Raw genomic sequence first — 12120 nt, 5'->3', positions numbered from 1 at the left:
AACGCCATCAACAATATGTGTGGGGCGGGTCTGGAAGGGGTGGAATTCATTACCGCCAATACGGATGCCCAGGCTTTACGTCATTCACTGGCCAGCCACACCATTCAGCTGGGTGCGCAGATCACCCGTGGTCTGGGCGCAGGGGCTGATCCGGAAGTCGGCCGCAAGGCAGCGGAAGAAGGCCGCGATGATATTCGTGCGGCCCTCGAAAAAGCGGATATGGTATTCATTACTACCGGCATGGGCGGCGGAACAGGTACGGGTGCCGCTCCTGTTGTTGCAGCCATTGCCCGGGACATGGGTATTCTCACGGTTGGGGTGGTGACCAAGCCCTTCAACTTTGAAGGCAAAAAACGCCAGCAGCATGCACTGTCCGGGATCGACGAACTTTCCCAGCATGTCGATTCCCTGGTCATTATTCCCAATGAGAAACTGCTGGCCGTTCTGGGCACATCCATCAGTCTCAAGGATGCCTATCAGGCAGCAGACAACATTTTGTTGGGTGCGGTGCAGGGTATCTCCGAGCTGGTCACCCGTCCCGGCCTGATGAACCTGGATTTTGCCGATGTGCGTACGGTCATGTCAGGCATGGGTCTGGCGATGATGGGTGCCGCCAGTGGCAAGGGTGAAAACCGCGCCAGAGATGCAGCAACCCGCGCGGCATCCAGCCCGTTACTGGACGACATCAACCTCTCCGGGGCACGCGGCATTCTCGTCAACATCACGGCAGGTATGGACCTGACCCTGGGAGAATTCCAGGAAGTAGGCGAGCTGATTCGTGGTTATGCCGCAGATGACGCCAATGTGAAGGTCGGTACGGTGCTGGATCCTGACCTGGATGGGGAGTTACGCGTCACCGTAGTGGCTACAGGTTTGCAGCGGGAACCCGTGCGTTTGGCCGTGGAGAACATCCGGGGTCGTGGAACTGCCAGTGCCGGCAATCCAAGCACACCTTCCGACTGGCGTAATCTCGACATACCCGTGGGTATGCGTCATAACGAACGTCCGGCACCGGCTTCAGCTTCTAACCGCAGCAATGGTAACGCCGGGGTTCAGGATTTTGCCAACCTGGATATACCTGCCTTTCTGCGCCGCCAGGCTGACTAAAGGTCGGTACCGGGTCAGCGCAATAACGGCGCCTGACCCGGCCGACAGCGCTCCTGACTAGGCCGCGGCCCCTTGGCTGCGGCTGTTCTTACCAACTCGTCCTCATCGGCAAGCAACTCGGCGCGCTGAATGTTCGTCAGCAGGGGATTTCGGGCAATGGCATAGCGCACATTGGGATCCCGATCCGCACAAAACTCCGCCACCTGTTCCGCTGATAAATCCGGTCTTTTCGCAATGCACAAGCGGATCACGTAGTCGTCATCCCGAGCCAATGCAGCTACTTCTTCGGGCAGCAAATCCGCGCGTCTGGCAAAATAACAGCGCGTTTGTACCCACTGTTCCCTCAGCAAGAAGGGACGATAGTGACCGGGCAACTCCGGACTCAGTGCCCATTTCAACCTTTCTTCCAGGCTCATACTCCGCCAGGACGCATCAGACATGCTTAAACGTTCCTGATGTCACCCAGCGGCCATATGCCCGGATGCTTCGCGGCCTGCACTGGACATGGCCTTACGATAACGGCTCAGATCCTTGGCACTCTGGATGGGAATTTCGAGCAGAGTGGAAAGATTGCGCAAAATGCCGTTGATGACCTTGCCTTCCCAGATGGCATCAAAATGAATCTGGGTATCCAGCCATTGCTCCAGCCAACCCGGATCCGGCAAATGACTCTGGACACTATCCTCAGGGTACATCTCTTTATTCACATGCAAGTTGGTCGGATGCAAAGCCTTTGCCGTCTTGGTGTTGGCCATCAATACACCGATTTTAGCAAAAGCCAGGCGCGCCGAGTCGCCCAAGCGCTCAATAGCCCGGCGCATATATTTCAAATAAATGCCTGCGTGCCGCGCTTCATCCTTGGACAGCACTTCGTAAATGGAACGAATAACTGGCTCGCTGTGCCACTGCGCCGCGCATTTGTACCAATGCGTCAAACGAATTTCACCACAAAAATGGAGCATCAGGGTTTCCATAGCGGGGGCAGGATCAAATTCAAATCGCACCTTGTGCAGCTCTTCCTCCGTTGGAAGATACTCGGGGGCAAAGCGGCGCAGGTATTCCATCAAAACCAGCGCATGCTTCTGTTCTTCATAAAACCAGATGGACATGAAGGCCGAAAAATCCGAATCATCGCGATTATCACGCAAAAACATTTCCGTCGCCGGAAGCGCCGACCACTCGGTCACAGCATTCATCTTGATGGTGCGCAGCTGCTCATCACTCACCAGACTCCGATCAAACTGATCCCAGGGAATATCTGTCGCCATATTCCAACGCGCGGCCTCCAGGGATTTAAATAGTTCAGGGTATAACATGGCAAAGCCACCTCTCTCCGGCGTCGTCAATCACAATAGGTCGCAGCGACCCGTCTGGGCTGCACCATACTGCCAGCAACCCGTATGAACAATATATTGGGTGTATTCTACGTCAAATCAACGCGTGGGGCGATGCCTGCGAAAAATCATGGGGCTCTCAAGTGGCGCTTCGACCTAGATTTATGCGCGCATTTGCGGCAGACTTCAGTTTATTCTTGATGTTACGCGGAAGCCATGGCTGTATCTATTCCTCACATATTGGTACTGCACGGACCGAACCTGAACCTTCTGGGTCAGCGTGAACCGGCACACTACGGCCGCAGCACCCTGGCCGACATAGACGCCAAACTGTCAGCCATGGCCAAGGCCTGGGGTTGGACCTTGAGCAGTTTGCAAAGTAATGCCGAGCATCAATTGATAGATGCCGTGCAGCTTGCACCCAACCAGGGTGTCACCAACATCATCATCAATCCTGCTGCGTTTACCCACACCAGCGTGGCCCTGCGAGACGCCCTGAGTGCCGTGGCGGTTCCGTTCATTGAGGTACATTTGTCCAACATTCATGCGCGGGAACCCTTCCGTCAGCATTCCTACTTTTCCGACATTGCCCAAGGGGTCATCGCCGGATTGGGTGCTGATGGCTACTTCCTCGCTCTGGAAGCCATTTACCGGCGTTTTTCACGCCCTGACTAAACGCATAATAAGGAAAAGCATGGATATCCAATTCATTCGTCGCCTTGCCGAATTACTTGAAAAAAGCGCCATTGACGAAATTGAAGTTGTGGAAGGTGAAAGTAAGGTTCGCATTACCCGACATGCGGCGCCCGTCGCCCCACAAAATGTGACCTATCACACTCAGCCAGCCCCGCTTCCAACACCGGTGGCAGAAATAACACGACCGCCTGAAGCTACTGCAGCACCGGAAGCCGCCCCCCAGGGCTACATGATCAAGTCCCCCATGGTCGGCACCTTCTATCGGGCTTCCTCGCCGGAAGCTGCTCCTTTTGTTGAAGAAGGCAGCACCGTCAAGGCCGGTCAAACACTTTGCATTATCGAAGCCATGAAATTGCTGAATGAAATTGAGGCGGATGTCTCCGGCAAAATCATCAAGGTACTGGCCAGTAATGGACAGCCCGTAGAATACGGCGAACCACTCTTTATTATTGCACCAGAGGATTGATATGTTTGAAAAAATCCTCATCGCCAATCGGGGCGAAATCGCCCTGCGCATTCAGCGTGCCTGTCGTGAGCTGGGAATCCGCACGGTGGCCGTACATTCCGAACCCGACCGCGATCTGATGCACGTCAAGCTGGCCGACGAATCTGTCTGTATTGGCCCCGCTCCCAGTGATCAAAGCTATTTGAATGTCCCAGCGGTCATTGCTGCTGCAGAAGTCACTGACGCGGAAGCCATTCATCCCGGCTACGGATTTTTGTCGGAAAATGCCGATTTTGCCGAAAGGGTGGAAAACAGCGGTTTTGCCTTTATTGGTCCCCGTGCAGAAACCATTCGCCTGATGGGAGACAAAATCGCCGCCAAGGCCGCCATGATAAAAGCCGGGGTACCCTGCGTTCCCGGATCTGAGGGTCCCTTACCCGATGACAGTGAAGCCCTCAAAAAACTGGCGAAGGAAATCGGCTATCCAGTCATTCTCAAGGCTGCCGGGGGTGGTGGCGGACGCGGCATGCGCGTTGTCCACACCGAGGCGCATTTGATCAACGCGGCCAATCTGACCCGTGCTGAAGCGGGCAAGGCTTTTGGTAACCCAACCCTGTACATGGAAAAGTTTCTGGAAACACCCCGCCATATTGAATTCCAGGTGCTCTGCGATGCTCACGGCCATTGCGTACACCTCGGTGAACGGGACTGCTCCGTACAACGTCGTCACCAAAAGGTCATCGAGGAAGCACCTGCTCCAGGCATTACCGATCAACAACGCGCCGAAATTGGTGCAGCGGTGGTCAAAGCCTGTTCAGACATGGGCTATCGCGGTGCCGGAACCATTGAGTTTCTTTACGATCCCGGCAGTAAAACCTTTTACTTTATCGAGATGAACACCCGCGTCCAGGTAGAGCATCCAGTGACTGAAATGATTACTGGTGTAGATATTGTCAAGGCGCAGATTTTGATTGCGGCAGGCAAGCCTCTCTCTTTTCGGCAGGAAGATATCCGCTTACAGGGACATGCCATTGAATGCCGCATCAACGCTGAGGATCCTGAAAAATTCATACCCTCGCCCGGGCAAATCACGGCCTGGCACCCGCCCGGCGGTCCAGGGATTCGGGTAGACAGCCATATATATGCCGGTTATCGGGTACCTCCTTTCTATGACTCCATGATCGGTAAAATCATCGCCTATGGAAATGATCGGGAAGAAGCCCAGATGCGCATGCGCAGCGCCCTGCGGGAAACCAGCATTGAAGGCATCCAGACCAACCTTCTTTTGCATCGCCGTATTCTTGAAGAAGCCCAATATGCGGCTGGTGAAGTGAATATCCATTATCTGGAGGCACTGCTCGCTCTATGAATATTGCATGGTGGCAACTGAGCCTTCAGGTTCCGGCCGACTCTGCCGCAAAGGTGGAGGCACAATTACTGGAGGCCGGTGCTGACGCCATCACTTTTTTGGAGCTGGATACCAGCGAAGCGCTTTTTATTGAAGGCGAACTCTGGCAGAACAGTCAGTGTCAGGCGCTTTTTGCTGCCCAAAACCACGCCGAAGCCAGCATTCACGCATTAGTAAACATGGCCGGTTGGCAAAACTTCGGGGCCTCTGTCCAGGCTTTAGAAGATCAGGATTGGGTATCCAGTACCCAGGCGCAATTTCCGGCCCGTCAGTTTGGAAAACTCTGGGTGGTTCCCAGCTGGGATCAAGCGCCACAAGATGCCCGCTATGAACTGCACCTCGACCCCGGCCAAGCCTTTGGTACCGGGGCGCATCCTACCACTTCGCGCTGTCTGCACTTTCTGGAAAGCCACATTCAAGGAGGCGAGTGCATTATGGATTATGGCTGCGGCTCCGGTATTCTCGCTATTGCTGCTTTGCTTTTGGGTGCGAAAGAAGCTTATGGGGTCGATACCGACCCTATTGCGCTGCAAGTGGCCATGGACAACGCCCAACGCAATGGTGTCGCGGAGCGACTGCGACTGTCCCTGCCTGAAGCAACACCACTGCCTTTGGCAGATATTCTGGTAGCCAACATTCTGGCTGGCCCCCTGCTCAGTCTTGCCCCCACACTGGCTGCATTGACCAGGCCGGGAGGATGGATTGCCCTCTCCGGCATTCTCCACAGCCAGGAACCAGGCATTCAAAATGCCTACGCACCTTATTTTAATTTAGCCGCCCCGCAACATGAAGAAGACTGGTCCTTGCTGTATGGCCAGCGAAAATCCGGAGACTGAAACCATGGAAATAACCTGCCCGCGTTGCGAGTCCACTTTTAGCGTTGATCATAAAGCCCTGCAAAAACATCATTATCAGGTCAAGTGTAGCGTCTGCCAGCAGGCCTTCCAGGTGGACCTGAACAACGAAACCAGCACTGCCGGTGCTCATTTGGGGCAACGTCTGGGCCGTTATTTACTCCTGTTGATTATTTTCCTGTTAGTCTTGGCGCTGATTGGACAAATCCTCTGGTCCACCGGCGTTTATAGTTACGCAGCTAATAGCACGCCCATCCGCCGTGCCTTGATCCATAGTGCCACCGCATTAGGTACACAGATTTCCTGGCCGGGACCCAATAAGGAAATGCGCATTGTCGATAGCCATGTCACTGCGCTGGATAACCACCTGGCTGAAATTACCGGAAAAATGGAGAATCTGGCGGGGCACGTGCAGTCATACCCGGTCATCCAGGTCACTCTGAGTAATGTTTACGGTGCACCCATTGCTCATCTGCAATTCACGCCAAAAGAGTATCTGGCGAAGCCGGAAGAGACCATCTCCGGATTTTTATCCCATACACCCGTTCAGTTCTCCATCAAGAGTCCCAAACTGATTGCCGCTGCAGGCTATCAGGTCACTCTTCTCAGTCAACCCTGAGGAGCAAAATCATGGCAACAGAATCGATGACTCTGAGTGACTGCGTGGTCATGATCGTGGATCGTTATCTGGACGACCTGCAGGGCGAAGCGCCAAACAACCTGCATACTCAGGTTATTGAACAAGTGGAATGTGCCCTGCTCGAACACACTCTGAAGAAATGTGGCGGACAACGGGGTACGGCTGCCCAATGGCTGGGTATTAATCGCAATACCTTGCGAAAAAAACTGCAAAACTACGGGCTGGACACCTGAATAAGCTGCGGAGAGGCTGAAACCGGAGTGGGCCCATGCCCTGTGATCCCCAGGCTTGGGCCTGAGCTGCTGCCATCGAGATAGCGCTGGTAATAAGCCAACACCCGAGGTACGTAGGCCTGGGTTTCAGCAAAGGGAGGGATATGATAACCCGCCTGAATAACCGCACCGGAACCGGCATTATAGGCGGCTACTGCCAGCCTCAGGTCACCGCTGAACTTACGCAGCAGATGGGCCAGATAAGCGGTACCACCATTGATGTTTTCTGCCGGACTGAAGGAGTTGGAAACCCCAAAACGGGCCGCTGTAGCCGGAATTAACTGCATCAGACCAATGGCTCCCTTGGGTGAAACCGCACCGGCGTTATAACCGGATTCAGCAGAAATGACGGCATTTACCAAAGCCGGACTCACCCCGTAGCGACTGGCCGCCGCATGAATAAGCGACTGATATTGCTGTTTGGCTACCCGGTTGAAGTCGGCGCGAGCAGTAGCTACCGGCATTTTCGGGGTGCGCATGACCATGTGATACGCGCTGTTTCCAGCCGGAACATTGGTCAGATGCACGACCCCATGGCTATCTGTATAGGCGTATATATTTGCCTCGGCCGCCCCCGCAATCAGGAGCAATAGCAGGCCACAGAAACCCGCCTGAATTTTCATTTGATGACCCGCAATGAAGGCCTCTCCGGTTTTTCCTGCGCATCAGCGCTACGCCCTCCTCGATTTTCGGGTTCGGTTCCTGGCGGCGGAGCATCAGGAAGCTCTGGCTCCGCAAAACCTATACCCTCCTGGGTTTCTGCAGCATAAATAGCTGCCACGGCAGCCATAGGCACATCTACCGTCCGCGCCACACCACCAAAGCGGGCGTTAAAGCTGATCCAACCATCGGCCATGTTGAGGTTGTGGCAAGCATTCGGGGAAATATCCAGAATCATGCGCCCGTCCTTTTCATAACCGCTGGGGACCGCCACCCCCGGATAGGCAACCACCACCAGAATATAGGGCGTATGACCCTGGTCAACACACCATTGATAAACACTATTGAGCAAATAAGGCTTGGCACTTTCAGGCAACAAGTTGCATTCTCCATTCACTCCGGGTCTGGATGACCATCTTCCAGATGAGACACTAGGGAATATATAGCCGAATTTTCAGAATCCTCAAGCTGTCATCATCTGTAGCGTTGTTCAAGCGTGCTTGTGCAAGGCAAAGCAACTGCTTCTATTTCAACCAAAAGGTCGCGACGGCATATATCCGCCTGGATAATCAAGCAATTTACTTCTTTACCAACTATTTGATCCATTTCCTCGCGAAACATCCAAAGATCAGCACCATTCCGCAAATAAGCCTTGAATTGCAAGTTGGCAAGTTCCCAGTCAACACCATGGGAACACCGAACTTCGCCGAGCAGTGCCTCTATGTTTCGCAAGGTCTCGCGAATTTGTTCACGACAATTATCGGGGTGCATACTTTGGTGACCCACAATACTTGCTGTGCCAGATATAAACAGGGTCGGTCCATCCAGATCAATCAGGCTGGCACGAGAAAAGGTAGGCGGGCAGGGTCCATAATTTTGAGGATAATCATAAGCGCTTATTTGACGAGGGTTTTCAATTGCCAGTGGCGCATGATGCGAAGCCAGTGCGAACAATGCCAAAGGGGTATTGCGCTGCGCGCCCAGCGCGCTGGCCGCTGGTGGTGCAACATTAATTACTGACCAGTTGCTAGCCATAAAAGCTTCTTGTCTACCCATATTGAACTGTCGGTAACGTTCAAGGCCAGTGGAATCATCGTTTATATCACCAATGTGGTTCCAGACTCTCAGCAAATGCGGATAGCCAAGAGCATTTATTTCGGCAAGCAATGCGCAGTAGGCATCTCGTGTCGCGTCCTGCAAACATTGTTCAGCATTACCGATTTCCACCGTCAGAAACAGTAAGGATTCATTGGCTCTCCAGGAAATTGGCCCGTGACTCGCCGTTCGCACTTTTTGCTGCGACCACCACAATTCACAAATACCATCGCCATGACCTAAAACCGGGACGTTGACAAAAGAAATGGGGATGTCGAGTTCTCTAAGTCCACGGTGAACTTCATTTGGACCATAATGCACAATACCCAGCACATGAGACAGATAATCTTTGGGTCGACGCAGCAAAATTTCGGTACTGATCCATTCAAGTTGCAACGGCTCATTCATACATTACAAATCCTTCAAGGCATGTAGTACAAGTAGTACCAGTTAAAAATAACACAAGCGCAGGCGGGATGACTCCCCTTCAAAAATCAGCGCCGCCCAGAACAGAATCATCCACAATGATTTTAGAATCAAAATGTTTGACGTTGGGAAAAACTTGCAGAGAACAACAGTGCTAGAAAAACACCTGGAGCAACAGTGGCACCGATGGCCTGAAGAACAGGCACCCCGGAAAAAGCGAGTGGCGCGAATCCCATAATGGTAGCAGTATTGGCGATAACCAGAGAGGCGAGTGTACACGAAGTAATTTCTCCCTGACCATGCCTATCAGCCTGATCAAAAAATATTGCATAGTTTGACCCGATGGCAACAATCAGCATCAGCCCAATTAGATTCATGATATTAAGTTCATGTCCGCACAAGACAAATCCTGCAGATACGATCAGTACGGAGGCTGTTAGCGGTAACATTATTCTAAAAACTCGAACTACGGAACGTAATACAAACAATAAAAGCGCCACGATAAGAACCACACCGGCTAATGACAGTTTAACCACATTTGTGAGATAACCTTTATACAATTGATCTGATGAGTCAGATAAATCAATGAGCATGGCGTCTTTGATATGTTGCCGGGCAAGACTGCTACGTATGCGCTGGGTATTCACAATCCCTGATGCAGGTGCCTTGATCGGTAAAATGGCCTGCCATCCTTTACCATGGTGAACAAGCATGCTGTTAACCACCATACCAATGCTGGTGCCATGCAGATCGGCAAGTTTTAAGGGTGCGCATGTACGTTGCACTTCAGCCTCGTGGATAAATGGTGTAAACAGGGAAGCCTTTACCGGCAGGCCTATTAAAGCCTCATGCAATCGCTTTGCCAATTGCGTTTGCGGTGGAATTGCTGCTTGCCGCTCTTGTTGCATGGTAATGCTTGGGAGATATCTGACAGGGCTTTGATAACTTGCAATCACATCATTTTCAACCAGGCCCTGTAAGGCAATTCCAGCCTTTTCAGCTGTCAACAACGTGGCGTTAATCGTGGGCCCTGAAACAACAACCAGATAACCGCTTCCAGATACCCCCAAATCAGCGCGCAGTCGTGCGTAAAGTTTTTGCGCAGCCGCCGGGACCGGACTCAGAGCATCTGGTTTATAATCCCAGATATTATCATGATGGCTGACAAGGACAACACAAGCAACTATCAACATCAAGACAATACCGGGCCTAAGAATAAAAAGAGCCCTTTTCCAGCGCAGCAAATATTCGCCAATATCGCTTAAATCCCGCACCTTAAGATGACTAGGCTGCAGGATTGGCAAGATCAGCCTGGTAACAGTCGCCGCAGTAAGGAGACCAGCAATTGCATATAGACCAATTTGCGCTAACCCAGGTAAATTAGAAAACAGCAGACTGAAAAAACCTATGACTGAGGTGAATACTCCCAATTTTATTGTCGGCCAATAGTTGCGTATCCATTCTTCTGTATTTTTTTCTGTCTGGCCAGATTGCACGAAAAAATAAATAGAATAATCTACTGCTTCTCCAATTAAAGCGGTGCCGAACCCCATAGTGATATCGTAAACAACGGAAAAACCAAGAGCCACCGCAGCAATCCCGACAATGACACCAGAAAATACCGGTATGAGACCTAAAACCAACACAAACGCAGAACGGTAAACAAACAAGAGCAATATCGTGATAAGCGTCATGCTGATGGCGGACATTATCTCAGCGGCATGAACGATGGTATCACGGGAGGCCACCGAAATTACTCCAACCCCAGTCATCATTAAGGAAGTGTTTGCGGCTAACGAACCCGCCTCTTTCTTGGTTTTGGCAAAGGCCAATCTGATGCTATTAATCGCAGCCTGCTGAGCATCCATGTCAGAACCAGAGGCCCGGGTCTGCGCCAATATCAAAGCACTCTGACCCGAACGAGAAGACCAGACTCCTTCTTGTGTCATTGGTCTTGCAACACGCCCCAGGGATTGAATCAGTTGCACTGTGGCCCCAGTAGGATCACTCGGAAACAGTGATTGGACCATTTCCCCGCCCGGTGTAGCCAACATATTAATGGAATTTTCTATAGCTTTATGTAAACCAGCCACTGTAAAAAGTTGCGAGTTGACGCTAGGACTCAGCAGATAGCGATGAGAAAAAAAATAATGGAAAATATTGGCATCATCATTGCTGCTGCCATTGCTAACCGAGAAAAATGCCGCGTTCCGCTGCAATTTCTTGACAATCTCATTGGAAATTTTGGCACGGGTGGAAGCGTCACCGCCATTAATCTCAATCATGATTTGGCGTGACAAAATACCATGCAGTAATTGTTCATTCAGAACCGCTTGCTGTGCGGTTGGAGACTGAGGCATAAATTCCGAAAGACTGGCTGAAAATTTGGCCGTCAAGATCAATGCGCCACCGACAAACAAAACAGTCAGCCAGACCACGATGACTAAACCGTGAATTTTTCTCACGGTGTACCGGACGAAATGATGGTTATCAGCGAACGATCATTATTCATTTTCAGAGTATTAATGCTGGTAATACTACTATTGCTACCATCAACTTGAATATATCTAATCAGACCTGCTAGTTTTTTTTGTCTGGGTCGCAACGTCAAGGTCCAACTTTTTTTATCACCCTTCAAAAAAAGATAAAAATATTGCTCGAGCATCTGCTGGTTTCCAGTTAATACACCACGAATGCTATCCACAAATGCAAGCAGTTCTGGATGATCTTGCAAGTGGATATCATGGTGGTCAATACTAAGTATGTCGCCGTGGATAAGCATGACCTCATTTTTTGGCTCAATAGTGTGCATCTCTAATCCATCTGGAGCAATAAATTGCATTTTTCCATATGATTCTATAGGTTTTTCCAGAATATTAAGGAATTTTTTTTCGACAAACGTAGCATGATCAGGTTGGGCATGTGCCAGAGATTGCATGAGTTGATTAACATTCCATTCTGCAGCATCCGCGTCACTCGCCAGCATTACACTTAAACCCATGAATGCCATAATAATCAAAACACTGTAACGAATATACTGGGTAGCCGAGGGGAATGAAAATCCTCCCAACCAAACCCGACACTTGCAGCCAATGCTTTCAGGATATATTGCGATAATTTTGATCTGTATATCCAGCAGGCCGCGAAATGCTCTAGACATTATCTTCAGAATAACCTCCTCTA

At 51.2% G+C, this 12120-nt stretch carries 14 protein-coding genes; 7 read left to right on the top strand and 7 right to left on the bottom strand.

Annotated features, from left to right (window positions below):
- Positions 1-1107 (top strand): cell division protein FtsZ (ftsZ, locus tag HAP95_RS04630; protein ID WP_215883155.1); only part of this gene is annotated, 1107 nt, incomplete at its 5' end.
- Positions 1108-1121: 14 nt separating this feature from the next.
- Here the strand turns inward: ftsZ and HAP95_RS04625 are convergent.
- Both HAP95_RS04625 and HAP95_RS04620 read right to left on the bottom strand, forming a co-directional pair.
- A complete protein-coding gene (locus HAP95_RS04625) occupies positions 1122-1547 on the bottom strand; it encodes a hypothetical protein (protein WP_226832568.1) in 426 nt (141 codons plus the stop codon).
- A gap of 18 nt (positions 1548-1565) precedes the next feature.
- Entirely contained in the window at positions 1566-2423 is an 858-nt protein-coding gene (locus HAP95_RS04620; RefSeq protein ID WP_215883154.1) for a diiron oxygenase, read from the bottom strand.
- 234 nt (positions 2424-2657) lie between these two features.
- On the opposite strand from HAP95_RS04620, the gene aroQ reads away from it, so the two are divergent.
- Genes aroQ through HAP95_RS04590 form a run of 6 tightly spaced genes read left to right on the top strand, consistent with a single transcriptional unit; the run spans position 2658 to position 6717 of the window.
- Positions 2658-3116, top strand: a complete 459-nt coding sequence (gene aroQ, locus HAP95_RS04615; RefSeq protein ID WP_215883153.1) for a type II 3-dehydroquinate dehydratase — start codon at positions 2658-2660, stop codon at positions 3114-3116.
- Positions 3117-3135: 19 nt separating this feature from the next.
- Positions 3136-3603, top strand: a complete 468-nt coding sequence (gene accB / locus HAP95_RS04610) for an acetyl-CoA carboxylase biotin carboxyl carrier protein (protein WP_215883152.1) — start codon at positions 3136-3138, stop codon at positions 3601-3603.
- 1 nt (position 3604) lies between these two features.
- Positions 3605-4951: an acetyl-CoA carboxylase biotin carboxylase subunit gene (accC, locus tag HAP95_RS04605; protein WP_215883151.1), complete on the top strand. Its 1347-nt coding sequence runs from the start codon at positions 3605-3607 to the stop codon at positions 4949-4951.
- The gene (prmA, locus tag HAP95_RS04600) at positions 4948-5826 is read left to right on the top strand and encodes a 50S ribosomal protein L11 methyltransferase (RefSeq protein WP_215883150.1); all 879 of its coding nucleotides are present in this window, start codon (positions 4948-4950) and stop codon (positions 5824-5826) included. Before accC ends, prmA begins: the two co-directional genes overlap by 4 nt.
- Before the next feature lie 4 nt (positions 5827-5830).
- On the top strand, positions 5831-6463 hold the full coding sequence (locus HAP95_RS04595; protein WP_215883149.1) for a zinc-ribbon and DUF3426 domain-containing protein: 633 nt from the start codon (positions 5831-5833) through the stop codon (positions 6461-6463).
- An 11-nt stretch (positions 6464-6474) separates the two neighbouring features.
- Positions 6475-6717 carry a helix-turn-helix domain-containing protein gene (locus HAP95_RS04590; protein WP_215883148.1) on the top strand — a complete coding sequence of 81 codons (243 nt, stop codon included), beginning with the start codon at positions 6475-6477 and terminating at the stop codon, positions 6715-6717.
- Here HAP95_RS04590 and HAP95_RS04585 read toward each other — a convergent pair.
- The 5 genes from HAP95_RS04585 to HAP95_RS04565 form a co-directional block, all read right to left on the bottom strand.
- Positions 6699-7379, bottom strand: a complete 681-nt coding sequence (locus HAP95_RS04585; protein WP_215883147.1) for a transglycosylase SLT domain-containing protein — start codon at positions 7377-7379, stop codon at positions 6699-6701. The two genes, HAP95_RS04590 and HAP95_RS04585, sit on opposite strands and share 19 nt — an antisense overlap.
- Positions 7376-7795 (bottom strand): ClpXP protease specificity-enhancing factor, encoded by a 420-nt coding sequence (locus HAP95_RS04580; protein WP_215883146.1) that lies wholly within the window; start codon positions 7793-7795, stop codon positions 7376-7378. Before HAP95_RS04580 ends, HAP95_RS04585 begins: the two co-directional genes overlap by 4 nt.
- A 95-nt stretch (positions 7796-7890) precedes the next feature.
- Complete coding sequence (locus tag HAP95_RS04575; protein WP_215883145.1) at positions 7891-8844, bottom strand: chorismate transformation FkbO/Hyg5 family protein; 954 nt, start codon at positions 8842-8844, stop codon at positions 7891-7893.
- A 203-nt stretch (positions 8845-9047) separates the two neighbouring features.
- Positions 9048-11402 carry an MMPL family transporter gene (locus HAP95_RS04570; protein WP_368356551.1) on the bottom strand — a complete coding sequence of 785 codons (2355 nt, stop codon included), beginning with the start codon at positions 11400-11402 and terminating at the stop codon, positions 9048-9050.
- The gene (locus tag HAP95_RS04565; protein WP_226832567.1) at positions 11399-12097 is read right to left on the bottom strand and encodes a LolA-related protein; all 699 of its coding nucleotides are present in this window, start codon (positions 12095-12097) and stop codon (positions 11399-11401) included. Before HAP95_RS04565 ends, HAP95_RS04570 begins: the two co-directional genes overlap by 4 nt.
- Between the last annotated feature and the right edge of the window lie 23 nt (positions 12098-12120).

This window comes from Acidithiobacillus sulfurivorans (assembly GCF_018853815.1).
GTDB classification, from domain to species: Bacteria; Pseudomonadota; Gammaproteobacteria; order Acidithiobacillales; family Acidithiobacillaceae; genus Acidithiobacillus; species Acidithiobacillus sulfurivorans.
This window is presented reverse-complemented; position numbering and strand designations above follow the sequence as displayed.

Excerpts from the sequence above, each read along its gene's own strand:
- accC (WP_215883151.1), top strand. The coding sequence starts at position 3,605 with ATGTTTGAAAAAATCCTCATCGCCAATCGGGGCGAAATCGCCCTGCGC.
- HAP95_RS04595 (WP_215883149.1), top strand. The coding sequence starts at position 5,831 with ATGGAAATAACCTGCCCGCGTTGCGAGTCCACTTTTAGCGTTGATCAT.
- prmA (WP_215883150.1), top strand. The coding sequence starts at position 4,948 with ATGAATATTGCATGGTGGCAACTGAGCCTTCAGGTTCCGGCCGACTCT.
- aroQ (WP_215883153.1), top strand. The coding sequence starts at position 2,658 with ATGGCTGTATCTATTCCTCACATATTGGTACTGCACGGACCGAACCTG.
- HAP95_RS04590 (WP_215883148.1), top strand. The coding sequence starts at position 6,475 with ATGGCAACAGAATCGATGACTCTGAGTGACTGCGTGGTCATGATCGTG.
- HAP95_RS04585 (WP_215883147.1), bottom strand. The coding sequence starts at position 7,379 with ATGAAAATTCAGGCGGGTTTCTGTGGCCTGCTATTGCTCCTGATTGCG.
- accB (WP_215883152.1), top strand. The coding sequence starts at position 3,136 with ATGGATATCCAATTCATTCGTCGCCTTGCCGAATTACTTGAAAAAAGC.
- HAP95_RS04625 (WP_226832568.1), bottom strand. The coding sequence starts at position 1,547 with ATGTCTGATGCGTCCTGGCGGAGTATGAGCCTGGAAGAAAGGTTGAAA.
- HAP95_RS04565 (WP_226832567.1), bottom strand. The coding sequence starts at position 12,097 with ATGTCTAGAGCATTTCGCGGCCTGCTGGATATACAGATCAAAATTATC.
- HAP95_RS04620 (WP_215883154.1), bottom strand. The coding sequence starts at position 2,423 with ATGTTATACCCTGAACTATTTAAATCCCTGGAGGCCGCGCGTTGGAAT.